The organism is Sandaracinus amylolyticus (genome assembly GCF_021631985.1).
GTDB classification, from domain to species: Bacteria; Myxococcota_A; Polyangia; order Polyangiales; family Sandaracinaceae; genus Sandaracinus; species Sandaracinus amylolyticus_A.
Genome location: NZ_CP070225.1, coordinates 3,492,620 through 3,513,709, shown reverse-complemented (window position 1 = coordinate 3,513,709; position 21,090 = coordinate 3,492,620). Strand labels below are relative to the sequence as shown.

19 protein-coding genes are annotated in these 21,090 nt (G+C 70.2%); 10 read left to right on the top strand and 9 right to left on the bottom strand.

What is annotated here, in order from left to right:
* Positions 1-53: 53 nt before the first annotated feature.
* Positions 54-1,184, top strand: a complete 1,131-nt coding sequence (locus I5071_RS14540) for an SMI1/KNR4 family protein (protein WP_236606052.1) — start codon at positions 54-56, stop codon at positions 1,182-1,184.
* 16 nt (positions 1,185-1,200) lie between these two features.
* On the opposite strand, the gene I5071_RS14535 is transcribed toward I5071_RS14540, so the two are convergent.
* The 3 genes from I5071_RS14535 to I5071_RS14525 all read right to left on the bottom strand — a co-directional run bounded on the left by I5071_RS14535 (position 1,201) and on the right by I5071_RS14525 (position 3,520).
* Positions 1,201-1,560 carry a phage holin family protein gene (locus I5071_RS14535; RefSeq protein ID WP_236606051.1) on the bottom strand — a complete coding sequence of 120 codons (360 nt, stop codon included), beginning with the start codon at positions 1,558-1,560 and terminating at the stop codon, positions 1,201-1,203.
* A gap of 47 nt (positions 1,561-1,607) precedes the next feature.
* Positions 1,608-2,354: a PP2C family protein-serine/threonine phosphatase gene (locus I5071_RS14530; RefSeq protein WP_236606050.1), complete on the bottom strand. Its 747-nt coding sequence runs from the start codon at positions 2,352-2,354 to the stop codon at positions 1,608-1,610.
* 278 nt (positions 2,355-2,632) lie between these two features.
* Positions 2,633-3,520 carry a GGDEF domain-containing protein gene (locus tag I5071_RS14525; RefSeq protein WP_236606049.1) on the bottom strand — a complete coding sequence of 296 codons (888 nt, stop codon included), beginning with the start codon at positions 3,518-3,520 and terminating at the stop codon, positions 2,633-2,635.
* 98 nt (positions 3,521-3,618) lie between these two features.
* Between I5071_RS14525 and I5071_RS14520 the strand changes: the two genes are divergently transcribed.
* Positions 3,619-4,320, top strand: coding sequence for a deoxynucleoside kinase (locus tag I5071_RS14520; protein ID WP_236606048.1), 702 nt, complete (start codon positions 3,619-3,621; stop codon positions 4,318-4,320).
* Positions 4,321-4,376: 56 nt separating this feature from the next.
* The gene (locus I5071_RS14515) at positions 4,377-5,855 is read left to right on the top strand and encodes a hypothetical protein (protein ID WP_236606047.1); all 1,479 of its coding nucleotides are present in this window, start codon (positions 4,377-4,379) and stop codon (positions 5,853-5,855) included.
* Between the two features lie 104 nt (positions 5,856-5,959).
* Here I5071_RS14515 and I5071_RS14510 read toward each other — a convergent pair whose 3' ends face one another.
* Positions 5,960-7,453 carry an HD domain-containing phosphohydrolase gene (locus tag I5071_RS14510; protein WP_236606046.1) on the bottom strand — a complete coding sequence of 498 codons (1,494 nt, stop codon included), beginning with the start codon at positions 7,451-7,453 and terminating at the stop codon, positions 5,960-5,962.
* A gap of 192 nt (positions 7,454-7,645) precedes the next feature.
* Between I5071_RS14510 and I5071_RS14505 the strand changes: the two genes are divergently transcribed.
* Positions 7,646-8,266 carry a CPBP family intramembrane glutamic endopeptidase gene (locus I5071_RS14505; protein WP_236606045.1) on the top strand — a complete coding sequence of 207 codons (621 nt, stop codon included), beginning with the start codon at positions 7,646-7,648 and terminating at the stop codon, positions 8,264-8,266.
* Here the strand turns inward: I5071_RS14505 and I5071_RS14500 are convergent, their stop codons facing one another.
* Positions 8,267-9,226, bottom strand: a complete 960-nt coding sequence (locus tag I5071_RS14500; protein ID WP_236606044.1) for a hypothetical protein — start codon at positions 9,224-9,226, stop codon at positions 8,267-8,269.
* Positions 9,227-9,358: 132 nt separating this feature from the next.
* Here I5071_RS14500 and I5071_RS14495 point away from each other — a divergent pair, with 132 nt between their 5' ends.
* Positions 9,359-10,111 (top strand): TetR/AcrR family transcriptional regulator, encoded by a 753-nt coding sequence (locus tag I5071_RS14495; RefSeq protein ID WP_236606043.1) that lies wholly within the window; start codon positions 9,359-9,361, stop codon positions 10,109-10,111.
* 467 nt (positions 10,112-10,578) lie between these two features.
* On the opposite strand, the gene I5071_RS14490 is transcribed toward I5071_RS14495, so the two are convergent.
* From I5071_RS14490 to I5071_RS14480, 3 genes are all read right to left on the bottom strand, one after another.
* Entirely contained in the window at positions 10,579-12,303 is a 1,725-nt protein-coding gene (locus I5071_RS14490; protein ID WP_236606042.1) for an acyl-CoA dehydrogenase family protein, read from the bottom strand.
* Entirely contained in the window at positions 12,290-14,047 is a 1,758-nt protein-coding gene (locus tag I5071_RS14485) for an HDIG domain-containing metalloprotein (RefSeq protein WP_236606041.1), read from the bottom strand. Before I5071_RS14485 ends, I5071_RS14490 begins: the two co-directional genes overlap by 14 nt.
* A gap of 71 nt (positions 14,048-14,118) precedes the next feature.
* Positions 14,119-15,144 (bottom strand): serine/threonine-protein kinase, encoded by a 1,026-nt coding sequence (locus tag I5071_RS14480; RefSeq protein ID WP_236606040.1) that lies wholly within the window; start codon positions 15,142-15,144, stop codon positions 14,119-14,121.
* A 38-nt stretch (positions 15,145-15,182) separates the two neighbouring features.
* Between I5071_RS14480 and I5071_RS14475 the strand changes: the two genes are divergently transcribed.
* From I5071_RS14475 to I5071_RS14455, 5 genes are all read left to right on the top strand, one after another.
* Complete coding sequence (locus I5071_RS14475; protein ID WP_236606039.1) at positions 15,183-16,652, top strand: hypothetical protein; 1,470 nt, start codon at positions 15,183-15,185, stop codon at positions 16,650-16,652.
* Between the two features lie 123 nt (positions 16,653-16,775).
* Positions 16,776-17,441, top strand: a complete 666-nt coding sequence (locus tag I5071_RS14470; RefSeq protein WP_236606038.1) for a hypothetical protein — start codon at positions 16,776-16,778, stop codon at positions 17,439-17,441.
* A gap of 12 nt (positions 17,442-17,453) precedes the next feature.
* Positions 17,454-17,900, top strand: a complete 447-nt coding sequence (locus I5071_RS14465; protein ID WP_236606037.1) for a phage holin family protein — start codon at positions 17,454-17,456, stop codon at positions 17,898-17,900.
* Positions 17,897-18,970, top strand: a complete 1,074-nt coding sequence (locus tag I5071_RS14460; protein WP_236606036.1) for an apolipoprotein A1/A4/E family protein — start codon at positions 17,897-17,899, stop codon at positions 18,968-18,970. The genes I5071_RS14465 and I5071_RS14460 overlap by 4 nt, the downstream gene beginning before the upstream one ends.
* 98 nt (positions 18,971-19,068) lie before the next feature.
* The gene (locus I5071_RS14455) at positions 19,069-19,638 is read left to right on the top strand and encodes a YqgE/AlgH family protein (protein ID WP_236606035.1); all 570 of its coding nucleotides are present in this window, start codon (positions 19,069-19,071) and stop codon (positions 19,636-19,638) included.
* Between the two features lies 1 nt (position 19,639).
* Here the strand turns inward: I5071_RS14455 and I5071_RS14450 are convergent, their stop codons facing one another.
* Positions 19,640-21,046 carry a carbohydrate-binding family 9-like protein gene (locus tag I5071_RS14450; RefSeq protein WP_236606034.1) on the bottom strand — a complete coding sequence of 469 codons (1,407 nt, stop codon included), beginning with the start codon at positions 21,044-21,046 and terminating at the stop codon, positions 19,640-19,642.
* Positions 21,047-21,090 lie beyond the last annotated feature (44 nt).

Sequence of the window (21,090 nt, the reverse complement as noted above, 5' to 3'; positions counted from 1 at the left end):
AAGGTCGGCTCACTGCCAGGGATTCCGAGCCGTCGTAGTAGACTCCCGCGGTCATGCATCGGGGAGTGCGAGAGTTCGTGCGCTGGATGGAGGACCACCGCGAGCAGACCGGGCTCGCGCTGCAGCCTCCGGCGCAGGCGCGAGACATCCAGGCGATCGAGCACCACGTGGGCTCGCCGCTCCCCGCGGACCTACGGCTCGTGCTCGGTCGCTTCAACGGCGCGGTCACGCCCGCGGGGACGCTGCTCACCGCGGCGCCCGGGCCTGGCGCGACGATCGAGGCGGCGCTCAAGGAGGTCGCGTCGCAGCGCGCCGCGTCGTTCCTCGATCCCGATCTGCTGCTGCCCTTCCATCGCACCGAGCACGGCACCGTGCTCGCGTTCGATCGCAGCGCCGCGCCGGTCGCCGACACGTGGCCGATCGTCGACTATGACCCCGACAGCGGCGAGGTGCGCCTCGTCCATCGCACGTTCGATGGCTGGTGCCGGCTCTGCGTGAACGAGTGGACGACGGAGAACGGCACGCCCTTCGATCTCGACAAGTACCTGCGCCAGGGCCAGCGCCACGTGGAGATCGAGCCCGACGTCTCGATCGCGCACGTGACCGTCGGCCATGCGCTGCGTCGTGCGGGGCGTCCCGAGGAAGCGCTCGCGTCGTACCTGCGGGGCGCGCGCTGCGTGCCCGCGATCCCGTGGGCGGACTGGGAGGCGCTGAAGATCGCATCGATCCTCGGTGACCTCGACGCGATTGCAGAGAGCGGAGGGCGCCTCGCGAAGCGCACGCCGGAGCAGGTCTGGGAGCAGCGCGGGACGACTCCGTCGCGCGTCGCGTACGTGATCGCGCGCGCGCTCCCGACGGTGCCGGAGGGCAAGCTGCGCGAGTCGTTGATGCGCGCGCTCGACAACCTCGAGCCGCAGTCGCGCGACCCCGAGGACCAGAGCGCTCGCGACGCGATCCTCGCGGCTGCGCGTGCCGGCGAGATCCTGATCCCGCTGCCGTGGCCCGCGCAGGAGAGCGCAGTCCCTGCGCAGGCCGACGTCGATGCGTGGTGGTCCGCGATGCTCGCGGGCTATCAGTCGGGTCAGCTGCGCGACGACGATCTCGTGCTCGACCCGACGTACGACGCGCTGCGCGCGACGCACTCGCTCGCGGATCTGCTGCGCATCCGCCGCGACTTCGGCTGATCAGGCCTCGCTGGCCTCAGAGCACGCGGTGCAGCACCTGCTCGGCGCCGGTGCCGATCACCGCGGTGATCAGCGCGGCGAGGAACGCGGTGCTCGCCTTGTCGATCGTCAGCCGCTTGCTGAGCTTGTCGGTCACGAGCAGCAGGATCGTGGCGACGACCAGCTGCGTCAGGAATCGGAAGAGGAAGCCGATGCCCAGCGTGCCGATCCCGATCGCGGTGAAGAGCGCCCAGCCGAGGAAGAAGCTGAGCGTGCCGAACACCGCGGACACGACGAAATGGCTCCCGACGCCGCCTTTGATCTTGAAGCCCGGCAACAGCAGCGAGGCGACCCAGAACGACAGCGTCAGCGCCACCCACGAGATGATCAGGCTCATGGTTCTTAAATGCGCGGCCTGCCCCGCGTATGCCAGGCGCGCGTTCCCTACCCGACGACGCGCGCGACCACGACTGTGATGTTGTCGTGCGCGCCCGCGCCGAGCGCGGCCTCGACCAGTCGCTCGGTCAGCGTCTCCGCGGGCTCGATCAGCACCCAGCCCGCGAGCTGCTCGTCCTCGAGCACGTCGGTGAGACCGTCGCTCGCGATCACGAACACATCGCCGATCTGCGCGCGCTCGATGCGCAGGTCGGGGCGCGAGTCGCCCGGCACACCGAGGGCGCGCGTGATGACGTGCTGGAAGCTGCACTGGTGCCGCGGCGGGAGCGACATGCGCCCTGCGGCCTCCATCTCGGCGTAGAGCGAGTGGTCGCGCGTCATCGCCTCGAGGATCCCGCCGCGCATCCGGTACACGCGGCTGTCGCCGACGTGCGAGATGAGCGCGTGTCCCTGCTGCAGCACGACCGACGCGACGGTGGAGCCCATCTGCGCGAGCAGGCCGACCTTCTTGCGGCAGATCTCGCGGTGCGCGATGCGCAGCGCCAGGTCCATGCGCCCTCGCGCCAGCGCGTGATCGTCGGTCGCGTCCTCGAGGCCGAGCCCGCCGTCGGGCGTCATGCGCGCGAAGTACTTGCGCAACGTGTCGACGGCCGTGCGTGACGCGACCTCGCCACCCTCGTACCCGCCCATCCCGTCGGCCACGACGTAGAGGCCGGCCGCGTCGTCTGCACAGAACGCGTCTTCGTTGTTGTCGCGGCGACCGACGTGGGTGCTGGCGTGGCTGATGACGCGCATGGGCTTCGAGCCACACCTAGCGACAGGTGTGCCACGTCACCAGTGGGCGACTCGCGATTCGAAGCCCAGGCATCTCCTGCTTGCATTTTCGGCGCGACCGTGGGCGCGTGTGCCACAACGCGCAGGGCCCAGGCGATTGCAGGAGCGAATCGGAGCCTTTCGACCCCGGAATGCTGGCCAGCGCACCAGCCCCTGGAATGCGGACACCCCACCGGGCGGCGCACTGTTCACGCACGTGTGCGCGCCCGTTCGCGCTCACCGTCGCGAGTGAGTCGGAATCAGATGCACACGCGGTTGCGGCCGCTGCGCTTCGCTTCGTAGAGCTTCTCGTCCGCGGCCTTGAGGAACGCGGTCACGTCCATCTCGGAGGCGAGCTCCGCGGCGCCGAGCGAGACGGTCACCGGGATCACCTCGTTCTCGAACGTGAAGCGACGCTCCTGCACGCGACGACGGAGGTCCTCGGCGATCGCGCCCGCGCCGGGCACCGGCGTCTCGGGGAGCAGCGCGCAGAACTCCTCGCCGCCGTAGCGCGCGAAGATGTCGTCGGGGCGCAGCCGGCTCTTCACGAGCGTCGCGAGCTCCTTGAGCACGTAGTCGCCCGCGAGGTGGCCGTAGGTGTCGTTGATCTTCTTGAAGTGATCGATGTCGAACATCACGGCCGAGAGCGGCCGTGCGTGGCGACGCGAGCGCGGGATCTCTCGCTCGAGCGTCTCGAGCAGATAGCGCTTGTTGTGCGCGCCGGTCAGCCCGTCGACGATCGTCATCCGATAGATCGTCTCGTGGTACTGGGCCTCGACGTCGGCGCCGCTCAGGTACTTCATGATCGTGTCGCCGATCTTCACCTGGTCGCCTCGACGCAGCTGGTACTCCTTGACCAGGTCGTCGTTGACGTAGGTGCCGTTCGTCGAGTCGAGATCGACGACGTACCAAGACGTGTTGCGGCGCTCGATGCGGCAGTGGCGACGCGAGACGGAGTCGTTGTCGAGGACGACGACGTTCTCCTGTCCGCGACCGATCGTGAGCGTGTCTCGCTCGAGGACGTACCGCTTGCCGAACTGGCGCGCGTCGCTCGAGTAGATGACGACGAGACAATCGTTGCCCGCTCGACTCCCGATCTTGAGCTCTTCGAGCGGCGTGACGCGCGTCTTGATGTCGGAGTCCTGCACGATGCGCCCTGACGACCCCTGCAGTTCGAGACCCCTTCGGCTCCGTTCCTTTGGAGCCGCGTCGCTCTCGGGCCCACGCCGGGACCCCGCGACATGGATTGAGACTACGGGAGTTTCCTCGGTGGCGTCAATCGCGGGAAGGGCGTGCTAGCGTCACCCGCGTGGGTGGTCAGGTCCTGCTCGCGGTGGCGGGGAACATCGGCTCGGGCAAGACGACGCTGACCCACCGACTCGTCGCGTGCCTCGGGTTCACCGGCCTCTTCGAGAGCACCGAAGCGAACCCGTATCTCGCCGACTTCTACGGCGACATGCGTCGATATGCGCTGCCCGCTCAATTGCGTTTCCTCGCGCAACGAATCATCGACACGCGCCGGGTGATCGACGAGGGGGCGAGCGCGATCTGGGATCGCACGCCGTGGGAAGACGCGGACATCTTCGCCGCGAACCTGCACGGGCGCGGCGCGATGGATGATCGCGACTTCGAGACCTATCGGATGCTCGCGTCGCAGCTCCTCGCCGATGTGCGTCCGCCGGACCTCTTGGTCTACCTGCAGCGCTCGGTGGCGAGCTGTCGCGACAACATCGCACGACGTGGCCGCGATTACGAGGACTCGATCCCGATCTCGTACCTCGAGGACCTGAGTCTCAGGTACGATGCGTTCTTCGAATCGTGGGACCGTTCTCGGAAGCTGTTGGTCCGCGCAGAGGACTACGATTTTCTCCGCGACGGCTCGCATCTCAGCGAGCTGGTCGGTCGTATCGCGGAGAGTCTGCCTCAGCGCATCTTGCCGTTCGGCTGACCATCGCCGCGCTGGCCGCGATCCTCACGAGCTGCGGCGCGAGCCCGGCGCGCGTGGTGGATGTGCGGTCCATCGCGCCGATCGCGCTGCGTGGCTCGGTGATGTTCGAGGCGCGGACGCCGACGCCGCACGGGCTCTCGAACGAGCTCGAGCTGCGCCCGTCGGGCGGCATCGTCATCCGCGTGCTCGATCGCGAGGGGCGCGCGCTGGTGCAGACGCGCACCACGCCGGACGGGCGCTTCGAGGTGCAGGCACCGGGCAACGCGGCGCTCGTCGAGGTGCGCGCGCAGACCGCGGAGGACGAGGTCACCGTCACGCGCGACGCGCAGGGCGCGCAGATCCACGCGGTGCGGGTGCCGGCGTCGGCGAGCGAGATCACGGTCGTCGCGCGCGATCACCAGGGCTCGTTCGCGGGCGCGCTGCACCTGCTCGACACCATGCATCGCGGCATCGCGACCGTGCGCGCGTGGTCGGGCCGCGTGCTGCCGCCGGTCTACGCGTACTGGGATCGCGGCGTGACGCGCGAGTGGAGCTACTACCGCGGTGAGCGCCCCGAGGGATCGGGACGCTTCTGCGTGGAGCTGCTCGGCGGTGATCCCGGCGCACAGGCGACGAGCGATACCGACGAGCACGACGAAGCGATCGTGCTGCACGAGCTCGGTCACTTCGTGATGGATCGGCTCACCGGCGACTCGTCGGTGGGCGGTCAGCATCCGCGCGGCGCGCTGATCGATCCTGGGCTCGCGTGGGAGGAAGGGCGTGCGACGTGGTTCGCGACGGCGGTGCTCGGCGCGCCGGCGTATCGCGACACCATCGGGCTCGCGCCGCACGGGCGCATGCGCGTCGACGAGAGCCTCGAGACGCCGATGGGCCCGCGTGGCATCGGCTCCGAGACGAGCGTCGCGGGCATCCTCTGGGATCTCGCGGACGGCGACGGAACGCTCCCCGACGACGACGCCGATGGCATTGCGCTCGGCGCAGCCCCGCTGCTCCAGGCGATGATCGAGATCGCGCGGCTCGACGGGGCGTTCCCGTCGCTGCCGACGTTCCTGCGCTTCCTCGTCGCGAGCGGGCGCGTGCCGGAGATGGGCGTGCGCACGATGCTCGCGCGCACCGGCGAGCCGGCGTCGGTGTTGCCCGAGGGCGACATCGCGCCGTGGCCGCTCGATCTTCGCTCGGGCGAAGCGGCGCAGGGCAAGATCGACGGGCTCACGCAGCCAGCACCGAGCGGCGGTGCGAACCGCCCGGACACCGGCTTCGATGCGATCCGCGCGTACCGCGTGCGCGTCGAGCGCCGCTCGATGCTCTCGGTGCGCCTCGTGATCCGCGGCAGCGGCGGCGACGCGGATCGCACGGATCTCGATCTCGAGCTGCGCGATGCGCGCGCACGCGTGCTCGATGCAGCGCGCGGTCGCGCGTCGAGCGAAGCGGTCGCGCGCGTGGTGGAGCCCGGCTGGTACGTCGTCTACGTGCGCGATGGCGGCCGCGGCAACCGCGCCGACTACGAGCTGCACGTCACGACGTCGCCGCGCTGAGCAGAGAGATCAACCGCAGAGGGCCACGGAGGGCCGCAGAGAGGAGAGATGCTTCTCCGATCTCTGCGGCTCTCTGCGTTCTCTGCGGTCTCGCCGGCTGGCGCTCACTCGGGAACGGGCTCGCCGTTCGCCTGCTTCTCTTCGCGATCGGCCTCGATCGCCTCGTGGAACTCGTGCGCGCAGTCGGGATCGAATTGCGATGCTGCGCAGCGGAGGATCTCGTTCACCGCGACGTCGTGCGGCAGCGCTTTGCGGTATGCGCGGTCGCTCGTCATCGCGTCGTAGGTGTCGGCGACCGAGATGATGCGCGCGAGGAGCGGGATCTCCTGCGCCTTCATCCCGAGCGGATAGCCGCGGCCGTCCCAGCGCTCGTGGTGCAGGTGCACGCCGGGGATCAGCGGGTGCAGGAACGTGATCGGCTCGAGGATGTCGCGGCCGAAGTCGGGGTGTCGCTTGAAGACCTCGTAGTCCTCCTGCGAGAGCTTCCCCGGCTTGTTCAGGTTCATCACGCAGCCGATCTTGCCGATGTCGTGCATCAGCGCGGCCTGGCGCGCGATCTCGACCTGCTCCTCGGGCAGACCGAGCTTGATCGCGAGGATCTGCGCGTACGCCGCGACGCGCTCCGAGTGGCCCGACGTGTAGCGATCCATCTTGTCGATGGCGCTCGCGAGGCCCTTGATCGTCTGCTGGAACGTCGCCTTGAGGTCCTCGTACAGCTTCGCGTTCTCGATCGCGGCCGCGGCGCGGTGCGCGACCATGAGCAAGAGCTTGCGCTGGCCCTCGTCGAACTTCTTGCCGCGCGTGTAGCTGAAGACGCCGAGGAAGCCGACGTTCTCCTTGCGCATCCGAAGTGGGCAGACGACGAGCGAGTGCGGCTTCATGCCGGTCTCGCTCGCCTTGACGTAGTCGAAGACCTGCGAGCCGTGCACGCGCAGCGGCTGGTCCTCCTGGAAGAAGCGCGACAGCGCGCTCGCATCGAGCGACGCGAGCTCCGACACCGGGCGGAAGTCCGGGTGCAGCTCGCGGCCTCGCTCGAAGAAGCCGCCCATCCCGTCCTTGAGCACGATCGACACCTGATCGGCGTCGAGCTCGTGGATCGCGGCGTCGGTGACGGTGTGCATCACCTCTTCGAGCGAGAGGGACGCGGCGATGGCCTCGCTCACCTTGTAGAGCGAGAGCGACTCCTTGAGGCGCAGGTTCTCCGCGGTGAGCTTCTGCTTCTCGAGCCCGCGGCGGATCGTGTGGACGACCTCTTCGACCTTGAAGGGCTTGAGGATGTAGTCGTACGCGCCGCGCTTCATCGCGTCGATCGCGGTCTCGACGGTGCCGAAGCCCGTCATGATCACCGTGACGACGTTGGGCGTGTGCTTGCTGATCGCCTGCAGCAGCTCGAGCCCGCCCATGTTGGGCATCTTCAGGTCGCTGAGGACCAGGTCGTAGTGGTGTCGCGAGAGCTCGACGAGCGCGGCGCTTCCGTCCTCCGCGGTGCGGACCCAGAAGCCCTCCATCGAGAGGAAGTCCGCGAGGATCTCGCGAATCACCTTCTCGTCGTCGACGACCAGGATGCGAGGCGCTTCGTCGTGACCGTGGTATTCCATCGACAGCGAGCCCGAGGAGCGGCGGCCCTCGTCGCGCGCCAGACGCGCGGGAGAGGCCTCGTGGACCTCGGGTGACGGATCTTGCCCGAGAAGGAACTGGGTGGACAGAGCGATCGCGTGGGGCCGCTGGTGTAGGTCGCGGGGGCCTGGGGTGTCAACGCTGCATCTCGGGTCTCGTGCGAGGAAACACTCGTGAGCCGTCGGCGCATCACCGGTGCGCTCGTCGCGTACGCCGTGACGATCATCGTGGCGCTGGGCCTCGGGCTCGCGCTGGGGCGGCCGATGATCGTGAGACATCCGTCGGCGATCGTGGATCTCGGGGGCGCCGCGAGCGTCGTGTCGATCGGCCTCGGTCTCGTGGTCGGTATGATCACGATCATGTCGACGCGCTCGCTGCTCGCGCGGACGCGGTGGGCGAAGGCGCTGCGCAGCGAGCTCAAGACGTTCGTCGAGGGCGCGAGCGGCGCGCAGCTCGTTCTGCTGGGTCTGGCGAGCGGTGTGGCGGAAGAGCTGCTGTTCCGCGGCGCGCTCCAGCCCGCGCTGGGCTACGTCGTCACGTCGATCGGGTTCGGGCTGCTGCACCTCGCGCCGCGCCGCGACCTCGTGCCGTGGACCGCGTGGGCGGTCGTGATGGGCTTCGTGCTCGGCGGCATCTACGAGCTGACGGGCGCGCTCGAGGGGCCGATCGTGGCGCACGTGCTGATCAACGTCGTGAACCTGCGCGTGATCGCGCGGCACGACGCGCGGCTCGATCCCGGCGATGGCCGGCTCGAGCCGCCGAAGCTCGTCGCGCGCGTGCGGCGCGACCGCTGATCACCGCACGCGCATCGAGAGGCTGTAGGCCTGGCAGCTGCCGCCGAAGGTGGCGGACGTCACGCGGACGTAGAGCGTGCCGCTGTCGTTGGCGCTGAGGAAGCGATCGCAGTCGGTGTCGATCGTCACCGTCTCGCTCGCGGTGCCCGCGTTGTCCGACGCGCAGCCGCGGCCGACCATGTTGTCCCCAGTGCCGGCGGTGCACGTGCTGAGGTCGGGGTCCGAGCCGCAGTCGTAGTAGGCCGCGAGCCGGTAGTCGCTGCCGGCCGGGATGTCGTCGAGCGTCACGGTGATCACCGCGTTGTCGGTGTTGCTGTCGGTGATCTCGTAGCGGAACCAGTCCTCGTCGCGATCGTCGTCGAGGTTGACCATCGTCATCTCGAAGTCGGGATCGTCGGAGTCCGCGTAGGTGCCGAGGCTCGTGACCGTGGTGTGCGAGTCGTTCGGCTCGCGGGCGTCGGGCGTGCACGCGCAGCGGCCGTCGATGCACGAGCCGCCGGCGCCGCAGCTGCCGCAGTCGAGCGGAGTGCCGCAGCCGTCGTCGGGCGCGCCGCACATCGCGCCCATGTCGTCGCACGTGCGCGGCACGCAGACGCACGCGTCGCCGTCGCGGTTGAACGGAGGCGTGCACTCGAAGTCGCACTCGCCCCCGGCGTTGCAGATCGTAGTGCCCATGCCGGGCGGCGCGGGGCAGGCCTCGCCGCAGCCGAGGCGACAGCCGTTCTCCGGCTCGTTCGGCAGATCGTCGATGCAGCCGCCGCCGCACGTGTGCTGGCCCGCGCCGCAGGTGCCGCTCGATGCGTCGCGCCGCGTGCCGCCGCCGTCCTCGCGCGGGCCGGCGTCGGACGTCGTCACGGGGCCGCTGTCCGTGCCACCCCCGGTGCCGCCTCCTCCTTCCGCGCAGGCCGTGACGTTCGTGACGAGGAGCGCAGCGAGGAACAACGACGGCAAGCGATGCATCGAGCAGGACCTCCGAGGAAGAGTCGGATCGTCCACGTTCGCCGGATCGGCCGCAAGAGGCGGCCGCACACGACAGCGCGCGCGGCCCGGTCTTGACCACGAAAATGACTGTGGTCATAAATGACTCGGGTCATGAATCGGGACGAGCACGAGGGCGGCGGGCTCCGCGAGCGCAAGAAGGCCGAGAAGGAAGCGGCGATCCGCGACGCGGCAGCTGCGCTCTTCAAGGAGCGAGGGTTCGACGCGACGACGACCCAGGCGGTCGCAGAGCGCGCCGGGATCGCGAAGGGGACGGTGTTCCTCTACGCGCCGACGAAGGTCGACCTCGTCGCGATGGTCTTCCAGGACCGCATGCGACGCACGGCCGCGCAGGCGCTCGCGCTGCGCACCGAGGGCGGATTGGTCGCGGAGCTCGACGCGATCTTCGGACGCTTCTTCGCGATGTACGCGAAGGACCCGGAGCTCGCGCGCATCTTCGTGAAGGAGCTCGCGTTCGCGACCGAGGGCGCGCGGCGCGCGCGCGAGGAGATCGACTCGGCGTTCGTGGGCGCGCTCGTCGAGCGCATCGAGCAGCACAAGCAGGTCGGCGCGGTGCGCGCGGACGTGCCCTCGATGCTCGCCGCGGTGACCGTGTTCGGTCTCTACATCTTCGCGCTGATGGGCTGGCTCGGCGGCGCTTCGCCGAGCGTGGACGCGGCGCGCGCGCATTTGCGCGCGTCGCTCGAGCTCTTGGTGCGCGGGCTCGCGGAGGAGGGTGGATCGTGGAAGCAGCAGCAGGAACGGTCGTCTACGAAGGAACGCTCTCGCTCCGCGAAGCGCGGAAGAAGTACTTCGACGCGTGGGGCTTCGGAGACGGCGGCTACGAAGCGACGTGGGTCGAGCTGAAGAAGATCGCGGGCATCCCGATCGGCTTCCCGAACAGCGACGCGCGCCGTCGCGCGGTGAAGCTCCACGACCTGCACCACGTGCTCACCGGCTACGCGGCGGACTGGACCGGTGAGTCGGAGATCGCGGCGTGGGAGATCGGCGCGGGGTGCGGCGGGCACCTCGCGGCGTGGGTGCTGAACCTGTTCGCGATGCAGTACGGCGTGTTCATCGCGCCGCGCGCGGTGCTCACGGCGTTCGCGCGGGGGCGCCGGAGCAAGAGCCTCTATGCGGCGAGCGAGCTCGACGAGGCGATGCTCGAGGAGCGCGTCGAGGACGCGCGGAAGCGGCTCGGGCTCGATCGCGAGATCGAGCCCGGCGTGGGGGATGCGGCGCTGCTCGCGGCGTGGTGGGTCGCGGGGCTGGCGCTGTGGGCTTGGCCGATCGTGGTGGCGGGCGCGCTGCTCGCGCGCTGAGAAGGTTGGAGCTCAAACGATGTCGAGCGGGTACCCGCGGTCCTCGTAGGCGCGGGTCGCGATGCTCTTCAGCAGCTCGTCGCTGTCGCGCTCCATCTCGCCGAGCCGATCCGCGAGGCGCTTCTCGGCGATGATCGCGAAGCCCTGACAGAGCTCGATCTCGCGCCGCGCGCCTTCTTCGCCGCGCGCCTCGATCGCGCGCGTGGTGCGCGAGAGCGTCGCCGCCATCGCGTAGAGGTCGATCGCGACCTCGGCGATGCGCTTCTGCACGAACTGCTTCTCCGCGATGTCCTTGCCGTGCTTGCGCAGCACGCGCTCGGTCGCCGCGGCGAGCGCGGCGGTCTGCTGCTCGAAGAGCACGGTCTCGCGCGCGAGCACCGGATGTGCGCGGCTCAGCCGCTCGCGGCCGATCACGCTGCGCGCGCGCTGGATCACGTACTCGCTGAGGGGGCCGAAGCCCTTGATCGGCTCGCGCATCGCGCGCGCGACCTCTGCGAGCTGGCGCCCCGGGCCCTGCATGCCCGCGAGCGCGATGAACGCGCGTAGGATCTCGTTGGTGCCCTCGAAGATCATGTTGATGCGCGAGTCGCGCATCAGGCGCTCGTACGGGTACTCGACCATGTAGCCGATGCCCGCCGCGATCTGCAGCGTCTCGTTGACGACGCTCCACAGCGTCTCGCTGCCGAACACCTTGCAGATCGCGCTCTCGACCGAGTAGTCGGCGACCTTCGCGTCGACGAGCCCGGTCGTCAGGTACGTCATCGACTCGAGCGCGTAGGTCTCGCAGACCATCCGCGCGATCTTCTCCTTGATCATCCCGAAGTCGCCGATGCTGCGGCCGAACGCCTTGCGCTCGTTGACGCGCTCGGTCGCCATGTCGATGAGGCGCTTGCTCGCGCCGACGCAGCCCGCCGCGAGGCCGAGGCGCCCGTTGTTGAGCACCTCCATCGCGACCTTGAAGCCGCGGCCGGCCTCGCCGATCACGTTGCCGGCGGGCACGCGCACGTCGTCGAAGAAGATCTCGGTCGTCGACGAGCCGCGGATGCCCATCTTCTCTTCGTTCGGGCCGTTCTTCACGCCGTGTGCGCGCTCGACGATCAGCGCGGTGATCTTCGGCTTCGCGCTCGGATCGAGCTCGGTGGTGCGCGCGAACACCGTGAAGACGTCGGCGAAGCCGCCGTTCGTGATCCAGATCTTCGAGCCGTTCAGGATGTAGTGCTCGCCGTCGGGCGAGAGCTCGGCGCGCGTGGTGATGCTCGCCGCGTCGCTGCCCGCGCCGGGCTCGGTGAGCGCGAACGCCGCGACCTGCTCGCCGCTCGCGAGGCGCGGGAGGTACTTGCGCTTCTGGGCCTCGGTGCCGAGCAGGACGATCGCCTTGCAGCCGATCGACTGGTGCGCGCCCATCGTGACCGCGAGCGACGCGTCGTACGCCGCGACCTCCTGCATCACGCGCGCGTAGGACGTCGTGCTGAGGCCGAGCCCGCCGTACTCCTCGGGGATCGAGAGGCCGAAGAGCCCGAGCTCCTTCATGCCCGCGAGCACCTCCTCGGGGATCGTGTGCTCCTTGTCGATCTTCTTGGAGTCGACGCGCGTCTCGCAGAACTTCTGCACGTTGTCGAGCATCAGCGAGAGGTTCTCGCGCTCGTCGGCCTTGAGCTCTGGATACGGGAAGACGAGGTCCTGCTCGATCACCCCGCCGAAGAGCGACTTCATGAAGCTGCGATCAGTGGTGGTCATGGTCGTCGTGGTCCTCGGATGCGTTGTCGGTGGGACGCGTCTCGCTCTCCGGCGTGTCGGCCTCGCGCTCCTCGGCCTCGGCGCGCGCGCGGACGACTTCTTCTTCGGTGGCCGCGCCGGGGATGGGCAGCTGCTTCTCGCCCTTGTCCTTCCGGTCCTGCCACGGGTAGCGGATGCGCGAGTGGTGCACGTTGCAGAGCGTGTCGACGAGCTGCGTCGTCAGCGTGCGCAGATCGGCGAGCGTGAGGCCGGACTCGTCGAGCTGACCCTGGCGCAGCTTCACGAAGACGATGCGCTGCACCATCTCCTCGAACTTGTCGCGCTCGGGCGGGTCGATCGTGCGCGACGCGGCCTCGATGGAGTCGACGAGCATGAGGATCGCCGTCTCCTTCGTGCGCGGGCGCATGCCGGGATAGCGGAAGAACGACTCGTCGCGGCCCTTCGGGTTCCCGGCCTCGAGCGTCTTGTGCCAGAAGAACTCGATCACGCTCGTGCCGTGGTGCGTGTACGCGAACTCCACGACGGGCTCGGGCACGCCGCCCCGACGCAGGATGTTCGTGCCCTCGACCACGTGCGCCATGATCGCGTCGGCGCTCACGTCGGGCTCGTACTGCGCGTGGGGCGTCTGCTCGCCGCGCGTGAGGTTCTCGACGAAGAGCTTCGGCTGAATCGTCTTGCCGAGGTCGTGGTAGTAGGCGCCGACGCGCGTGAGCAGCGCGTCGCCGCCGATCGCGTTCGCGGCGGCCTCGGCGAGGTTCGCCATCGCGCGCGCGTGCTCCCACGAGCCCGGCGCTTCCTTCGCCATCTTGCGGAGGAGCGGCTGATCGAGGTCGGAGAGCTCGAGCAGGCGCTGTCGCGACACCGCGCCGAGCGCGCGCCACGAGAGCGGATGGAAGCCGACCGCGACGATCCCGGCGAGCGGGCCCGACGCGAGCGCGCCGAGGAAGTCGGAGCGCAGCGGCTGCGCGAGCTCGGCGTCGAGATCGAACTCGCCGACGAAGAGCACGCGTGCCGCGGCGAAGAGCGCGGCGCCCGCGATGCCGCCGGCGACGCCCGCGGGCAGCATCGTCCACGTCTTCTTGCGATCGCGCACGAGCAGCACCGGGCTCATGCCGCACGCGAGGAAGACGACTGCCGCGATCGGATCGAAGTCCGCCATCGACGCGACGACGCAGCTCGCGACCAGCGCGATCATGAACGCGGTGCGGCGATCGAGATAGACGCGCACCCAGAGCGAGAGCGCACCGATCGGGACGAGCGTCGTCGCGGCGTCGGTGAGCAGGAAGTAGAGCTTCGCGTACGAGACGAGGAGCAGCGTGATCCCGAGCAGGCCGAGCTGCGTGCGCATCAGCGCGCCGCGCCCGGGGCTCAGCATGCGGAGCCACGTCGCCGCGAGCAGGCCGAGGAAGAAGTAGACCGCGAAGAGCCCGATGATCTCGTCGGCGCGGGGCGGGCGGCGCGCGTCCTCGTAGGACGTCACGAGCGCGGCGGTGACGGGATCCTCGACGATTTCACCGCGCGCGACGCGCGGCGCGATCATGCGGATCGGTCGGACCTGCCCGTCCTCGGTCGCGTGGATGCGCGTGGGCGCGAGGCGCAGCGTGACCGGTGCTGGCTCGCCGGGGACCACGCGGAGTGGCTCCACGAAGACCTCGATGCGCGCGAACATCGTGACGAGCGTCGCGAAGACCAGCGCGAGCACGATCGACGAGGTCCAGCCGGCGATGACGCGCGTGCGGAGCATCGCGTGCGGAGGGTAGCAGGTCTCGCGTGCGCGATGTCACGCGTGTGTGTCGAAGGACGAGACGAGCGCCCTCAACGGAGGAAGCCGGTGAGCACGCAGAGGAAGCTGCCGAGCAGGCAGACTCCTGCGAGGAGCACCAGGCCTCCGATGCCGATCCACATGCCGACCTGGCTCTCCTCGCGCGTGAAGCGCTGCGGGCGCGGCGGCGCGACGGGCGCGATGGGCGCGGCGCTCGCGACCTGCGTCGATGGGATCGGCAGACGCGCGGGCGCGGGGACGATCGCACCGAGCAGCGCGGCGAGGTGATCGCCGTCGCGCGGGCGCTCGTCGGGGTTCTTCGAGAGACAACGCAGGACGAGATCGTCGAGCGCCGCGGGGACTCCGGGGGCGCGCGTCGACGGTGGGCGCGGCATCTCCGAGATGTGCGCCGCGAGCACGCGCGCCGCGTTGTCGTAGGGGAAGGGGACGCTCCCGGTGAGCGCCTCGTAGAGCGTCGCGCCGAGCGAGTAGACGTCGGCGCGCGCGTCGACGCTCGAGTTCTGCGCCTGCTCGGGCGCGATGTACCAGAGCGTCCCGAGCGTCAGCTGGGCCTGGGTGCGCCGCTCGCCGTTCGCCACGCGCGCGATGCCGAAGTCGGTGATCTTCGCGACGTCGTGGCCGGCATCGCGGAGCACGAGCACGTTCGCGGGCTTCACGTCGCGGTGCACGATGCCGCGCGCATGCGCATGACCGAGCCCCGCCGCGATCTGCGCGCAGAGCCGCACCGCGCGCGCCGGATCGAGCCGCTGCTCGCGTTTGATCAGCGATCCGAGGGTCTCGCCGTCCACGGCGAGCTCCATCACGATCGCCCAACGGTTGGCCTCGCCCACGAAGTCGTGGACGATCACGACGTTGGGATGGTTGAGCTGGGCCATGGCCTGCGCCTCTTGTCTGAAGCGCGCCGCGATCTGCGCGTCGGAGACGAGGTGCGGATGAAGGATCTTGAGCGCGACGTGACGCCCGAGGACTCCGTCGCGCGCGGCGTAGACCGTGCCGTTGCCCCCTTCGCCCAAGCGGGCGTCGATCACGTACTTGCCGATGCGGGTGCCGGGTTCCATCGCCGCGCGCGTCGAGGGCGGGAGCGAGCATACCCGAGATGACGAACGCGCCGCTCGAACGTGGCCCCGTCGATCGCGCGCGCGCCGCGCCGCCCGCCCTCGCAGCGGCGCTGGTGCTCGCGATCGGCTGCGCGGCGTTCGACTACACGGTCGACGACGCCTACGTGCTCGCGCGCTACGCGCGACGGCTCGCGCGCGGCCTCGGTTGGACGATGATCGACGGGCCTCCGACCGACGGCGTCACCGGGCCGCTCGCGATCGTGCCCGGCGTCGTCGCGGAGCTCGTCGGGCTCGACCCGCTGATCGCGTCGAAGATCGTGGGCCTCGCGTGTGGCGCGCTCGCGGCGGCGCTCGCGTGCCGTGCAGCGTCGCGGCATGCGCTCGGTGGGCCGAGCGCGTGGCTCGTCGCGCTGATCGCGGGCAGCGGCGCGACGCTCGGCATCTGGAGCGTCGCGGGGCTCGAGACCGGCATGGCCGCGCTCGCTGCGACGATCGCGTGTCTCGCTGCGATCGCGCGACCCGCGCCGCGCGGTGCGATCCTCGGCGTCGCGATCGCGGCGCTCGCGTGGCTCAGGCCCGAGACCGCGGTCCTCTCGACTGCGCTGATCGCGACGTGCGCGGCGCGCGATCGACGCGAGGCGAAGATCGCGCTCTCGATCGCGGCGCTCGGTGCGCTCTCGCTCGTCGCGTTCCGTGTCGCGCTCTTCGGCTCCGCGATCCCGCTCGCGTGGGACGCGAAGCCGGGCGAGCTCTCGCGCGGCATCGGCTACGTGGCGCGCGGCCTCGTGATCGTGACCGGGCTCGGCGGCGGTGCGCTGCTCGCGTTCCGCGCCGCGCGTCGCGCGCGCACGCTGCGCTTCCTCGCGCTCGCGCTCTCGGCGCACGTGATCGCGGTGGCGATTGCGGGCGGAGACTGGATGCCGGGGTTCCGCCTGTTCGCGCCGATCGTTCCCGCGTACGCGCTGCTCGCGGGCATCGGTGGCGCGCGCGCGATCGCGCTGACGCGCGGGCTGCGGAGGCGCATCGCGATCGTCGCGGTCGTGCTCGCGATCGTCGCGCCCGCCGTCGACGCGCTCGTGCAGATCCCGCGTGCCCGCGAGATCGGCGAGACGCGCGCGCGCATCGGCGCACCGCTCGCGCACGAGCTCGCGGCGCTCGCGGGCGACGCGCCGGTCGCGCTGGTCGACGTCGGATATCTGCCGTGGGCGGGCGGCTTCGACGTGGTCGATCTCGGTGGGATCACCGATCCCACGATCGGTCGGCGCCCTGGAGCACACCTCGACAAACAGGTCGAGCCCGAGCTGCTCGCGGCGCGGGGCGCGTCGGTGATCGTGCTCCGCTCGTTCGTGGCGCCGCGCATCGATCGAGACGCGAGCGTCACGGGGCTCGCGGGCGAGCCCGTCGAGCGTCGCCTCGCCGCCAGCGCGTGGCTCCGTGAGAATTTCCGCGTGGATCGCGTGATTCCGTGGAACGGCTCGTACTTCTACGTCGTGCTCGTGCGTCGCTGACGAGGCGCGGTGTCGCGCGCTCTTCGTGCGCGGTCGCACGATGCACCGCGTCGTGAGATGTACGCATCTTCGGCACTCCGCTTGCGAAGTCCCTTCGCGTTTTCACTCGCGGAGGTCGAAGTGGTGGAACTCGAGAACCGGATCGGGCAGCCGACGTCCGGCGGCCTGGGGTCGAGGCGCGACCTCGAGCAGCAGGCGAAGCATCAGGCGGAGAACGCGAAGGAGCAGATCCGCTCGCTCGCGGAGCACGGCAAGGATCGACTCGCGGAGCAGCTCGAGCACATCGCGCACGCGGTGCGCGGCACGGGGGACAACCTCCGCGGCGACGAGCAGGCGGGCGATCTCTCGCAGTACGCCGACAGCCTCGGCGACCAGATCGACCGCGCGTCGCGCTACCTGCGCGAGCACCGTGCGATCGATCTCGTCGACGGCGTCGAGCGCTTCGCGCGCACGCAGCCCGCGCTCTTCCTGGGCGGCGCGTTCGCGTTCGGCCTGGTGCTCGGTCGCTTCTTCAAGAGCAGCCCCGACGGCGGCACGACGGTCGAGGAGGGCTACGCGATGGGCGGCTACGACGTCGGCACCGGATATCCCGAGGCCGAGTCGGTCGTCACGTCGCCGGTGCAGCCCGTGGGCACGCCGGTGACGACGCCCGGCAACACGCCGAGCTCGTCGTTCGGCTCGTCCTACCCGAGCGCGCAGTCGCCGAGCACCGCGTATCCGTACTCGCCTCCGAGCGGCACGTTCGGCGGCGGCTCCTCGGGCGGCGGCGGCGGCGACAACCAGAGCTGATCGGAGGACGCCGTGGAGGTCTACACGCGTGGGAACGAGACGCGCGAGGCGATCACGAGCACCGGCGACGGAGGCGCGATCCAGGATCGCTCGCTGACCCAGCTGCTCCGCGATCTCTCGAACGACTCGATGACGTTGATCCGCAAGGAAGCGCAGCTCTTCCGCGCGGAGACCGAGCAGAAGATCTCGACCGCGCAGCGTCAGGGCATCGTGCTCGGCGCGGGCGGCATGATCGCCTACCTCGGGCTGCTCTCGCTGACCGCAGCGATCGTCCTGGGGCTCGCGCTGGTCATGCCGGCGTGGCTCGCGGCGTTGCTCGTCGGCTTCGTGCTGATCGCGGCCGGTGTGACCGCGATGGTGATCGGGAAGAACCGGCTCCAGAGCGAGCATCTCGCGCCGAGGGAGTCGATCCGAAGTGTGAAGAACGACGTCCGCATGGTGCGGGAGGCGGTGCGATGAGCGACAACGAAGAGAACATCGACGACATCCGGAAGGACATCGAGGACACGCGGCAGCGCATCTCTTCGGAGATCGACGCGATCGAGGGCAAGCTGACGCCCGAGTACGCGCGCGCCACGGTCCGCGACACGGTGAAGGAGCGCGCGTTCGAGACGCGTGATCGCGTGAAGGAGCGGGCGATGGAGACGCGCGATCGAGTCGCGGAGCGCGTGGGCGAGACCGCGACGCTGGTGAGGTCCAACGCGTCGCGCGTCGGCACCGACTTCGGAGCGGCGGTGCGCGCGAACCCGATCCCGGTCGCGATGATCGGGCTCGGCGCGGGCTGGCTCGTGTGGGAGACGTTCCGTCCGCTGCGTGCGAGCGAGGAGCTCGACGTGGAGCCGCTGGTCGATCTCGACGTCGACATCGAGGTCGACGAGACCATCGACTACGCGACCGGCGTGATGGGCCCGATTCCGAGCTCGATGCGCACCGAGGTGGCGCCCGCCGAGACGTACGGCGAGGTCCCGAGCAACGGGCTCAAGAACGCGAAGGAGCGCGCGCGGGTCGCGCGCGAGCGCGTGGGCAGCAGAGCGCGCGACGTGAAGGGTCGCTTCTCGACTGCTTCGCACGACGCGCGCGAGCGTGCGTCGCACTTCAGCGAAGACATGAGAGGTCGCGCGTCGCACTTCAGCGAGGACATGAGGGGTCGCGCGTCGCACTTCAGCGAGGACATGAGGGGTCGTGCGTCGGAGCTCGCGACGCGTTCGCGGGATCGCAGCCGCGTCATGGCGGAGCGCTCGCGCGAGCGCGCGTATCGTGCGCGCGATGCGAGCAACGAGGCGTTCGACGCCAACCCGATCGCGTTCGGCGCGATCGCGCTGCTCGCCGGCATCGGGCTCGGGCTCGCGCTGCCGCACACGCGGCGCGAGGATCGTCTGCTCGGTGACCGTCGCCAGCAGGTCCTCGGTCGTGCGCGACGCATCGCCGACGAGGCGCGCCACGTCGCGATCGACTCCGTCAAGGAGGGCGCGAAGGTGGCGAAGGACCGCGCGAAGACCGAGGCGGAAGAGCGCAACCTGATCCGCTGATCGCGTGTGCACGCCGGCGCGCGCGGGCGCTCCTCGAGCACGAGGAGAGCTCGCGCGCGCTCGACATCCGTCGCGCGGCTCTGGCAGCATCGGACCTCGTGCAGAACGATCTCGCGCCCGGGTTCGTCGTGGCGATGCCCACGCTGCGCGATCCCAACTTCACGCGTGGTGTCGTGCTGCTGGTGGAGCACGGGCCGAACGGGTCGCTGGGCTTCGTGGTGAACCGCCCATCGCAGCTCTCGTTCGGTCAGGTCGTCGACGCGCTCGGCCTCGACTCGTCGGCGGGCGACTCGCTGCCGATCTACACGGGTGGGCCGGTCGCACCGCAGTCGGGGTGGATCCTCTTCGATCCCCACGATGCGCCGCGCGCCGATCTCGACGATGCGCTCGTCGTGCACGATCGGCTCGCGGTGAGCGCGTCGCGGAAGCTGCTCGAGCGCATCGCGCGCGAAGGCGCGCCGCGTCGCTCGATGCTCGCGCTCGGCTACGCGGGGTGGGCCGAGGGACAGCTCGACGCGGAGTTCCGCCAGGGCGCGTGGCTGCCGGGTGATCTCGATCCGTCGATCGTGTTCGACGTCGATCCCGAGCAGCGTTGGTCGCGCGTGCTGGCTCAGTCGGGCATCGATCCGGGACGCATCATCTCGCCGTCGGGCGGCGACTTCTGCTGACTCACTGCTGCGGCAGCGGCTCGAGCCCGTGCCGGCGGACCGCCTCGGCCGAGGGCCGCGAGCCCGCCGCGATCGCGCGCTGGAGCTGACGCTGTGCTTCGGGCGAGATCTGGATCGCGCGCGCGGTCGGCGCGGGCGCCGCTTCCGCCGCAGGCTCGGCCGCCGCGACCGGCGCCGGCGCGAACGTCACGCGACCGAAGCGCGCCGGCACGTGGAAGTCGCGCTCGAGCGTCGGCGACCAACCCGACGAGCGCGATCCGCTGCGCGTCGTGTCCATCACGTAGAAGTTCATGCGCCACGTGCTCTCCGAGGGAGGCGCGCTCATCGCCGAGCCGTCGGGCGCGACGAAGCTGCTCCACGGGATCGCGATCTCGACGCTGTAGCCCTCGTCGTCCGCGTCGTCGTTCGCGGTGCCGCGCGTCGCGACGCTCGCTTCGATCGCCGCGTTCCAGTCCGCGTGACCGATCGGGCCCGGCACGCGACGGCTGTCGTAACGCGTGTCGAACACCTCGCCCGTCGGCGAGACCTGCAGCTCGAAGTAGTTCCGCCCGTCGCCGTCGGGATCGACCATGATCTCGACCGCGTCCTGCTCCCAGAGGTGCGCGTCGCGGCCCTCGAGCGTGTTGCGCAGGAACGTGTCGTCGACCTCGAAGGCGACGTAGAGCTTCTGCGCGTCCCAGAGGGTGCGCACCGTCGCGCGCACGTCGCCCGTCGCGCCGGTCACCGTGTTCACGAACCCCGTCGACGCGGGCACCTGCCACGCGGCGTCGTCGAGCCGGCCGTCGATGCGCACGCCGCCCGTCGCGTGCTGCGCACGGATCGACGGCGGCGGCGTCGCGGGGCGCTCCGGCGCGGCCTGGGCGGTGGGCCCGGTCGCGACGCTCAGCTGCGCCGCGCGCGCGCGGTTCTCGCCGTCGCTCGGACCGCGCGAGATCGACAGGCGGTGCGGCCCATTCCAGAGCCCGAGGTAGAAGACGACCTGATCCGAGCCCCAGTCGGCCGGCAGCGTGATCGTCTGCGGGTCCTCGATGTACTCGCCCTCGCGCCAGCGGCCCGGCTGGTAGAGCTGGCGCACGACACCGTTGGTGTCCTCGTTGACGCGGTTCTCGCCGCGCCCGTCCGCGAGGTGCGTGAAGATCTGCCAGCCGCCGTCGAGCTGACGCTGCGCGTGCCAGTACCAAGTGATCGTGAACGCCTGGCCCGGCGTGACGGTCTCGGTGCTGACGTCGTAGCCGATCAGCCGCACGCGGTTCTCGAAGTTGATGTCGAGCTCGTGCTGCGGGTGCGGCGCTTCGCGCGAGATGTTCTCGCGCAGCTGCTCGCGCTCCGCCGCGCTCAGCTCGGGCGCTTGCTCCACGCACGCGATCGCGAGCGAAGCGACAAGGAAGACGAGGACGCTCTTCTTCATCGTGATCTCGATTCCTCGCGCGGAGCTCGCAGCCCCGCGCTCAC

Bases quoted from the DNA above. Each gene is read 5' to 3' on its own strand.
- I5071_RS14510 (WP_236606046.1), bottom strand. From the start codon at position 7,453: ATGGAATACCACGGTCACGACGAAGCGCCTCGCATCCTGGTCGTCGAC.
- I5071_RS14535 (WP_236606051.1), bottom strand. From the start codon at position 1,560: ATGAGCCTGATCATCTCGTGGGTGGCGCTGACGCTGTCGTTCTGGGTC.
- I5071_RS14530 (WP_236606050.1), bottom strand. From the start codon at position 2,354: ATGCGCGTCATCAGCCACGCCAGCACCCACGTCGGTCGCCGCGACAAC.
- I5071_RS14495 (WP_236606043.1), top strand. From the start codon at position 9,359: ATGAATCGGGACGAGCACGAGGGCGGCGGGCTCCGCGAGCGCAAGAAG.
- I5071_RS14450 (WP_236606034.1), bottom strand. From the start codon at position 21,046: ATGAAGAAGAGCGTCCTCGTCTTCCTTGTCGCTTCGCTCGCGATCGCG.
- I5071_RS14480 (WP_236606040.1), bottom strand. From the start codon at position 15,144: ATGGAACCCGGCACCCGCATCGGCAAGTACGTGATCGACGCCCGCTTG.
- I5071_RS14540 (WP_236606052.1), top strand. From the start codon at position 54: ATGCATCGGGGAGTGCGAGAGTTCGTGCGCTGGATGGAGGACCACCGC.
- I5071_RS14490 (WP_236606042.1), bottom strand. From the start codon at position 12,303: ATGACCACCACTGATCGCAGCTTCATGAAGTCGCTCTTCGGCGGGGTG.
- I5071_RS14485 (WP_236606041.1), bottom strand. From the start codon at position 14,047: ATGCTCCGCACGCGCGTCATCGCCGGCTGGACCTCGTCGATCGTGCTC.
- I5071_RS14475 (WP_236606039.1), top strand. From the start codon at position 15,183: ATGACGAACGCGCCGCTCGAACGTGGCCCCGTCGATCGCGCGCGCGCC.
- I5071_RS14460 (WP_236606036.1), top strand. From the start codon at position 17,897: ATGAGCGACAACGAAGAGAACATCGACGACATCCGGAAGGACATCGAG.
- I5071_RS14500 (WP_236606044.1), bottom strand. From the start codon at position 9,226: ATGCATCGCTTGCCGTCGTTGTTCCTCGCTGCGCTCCTCGTCACGAAC.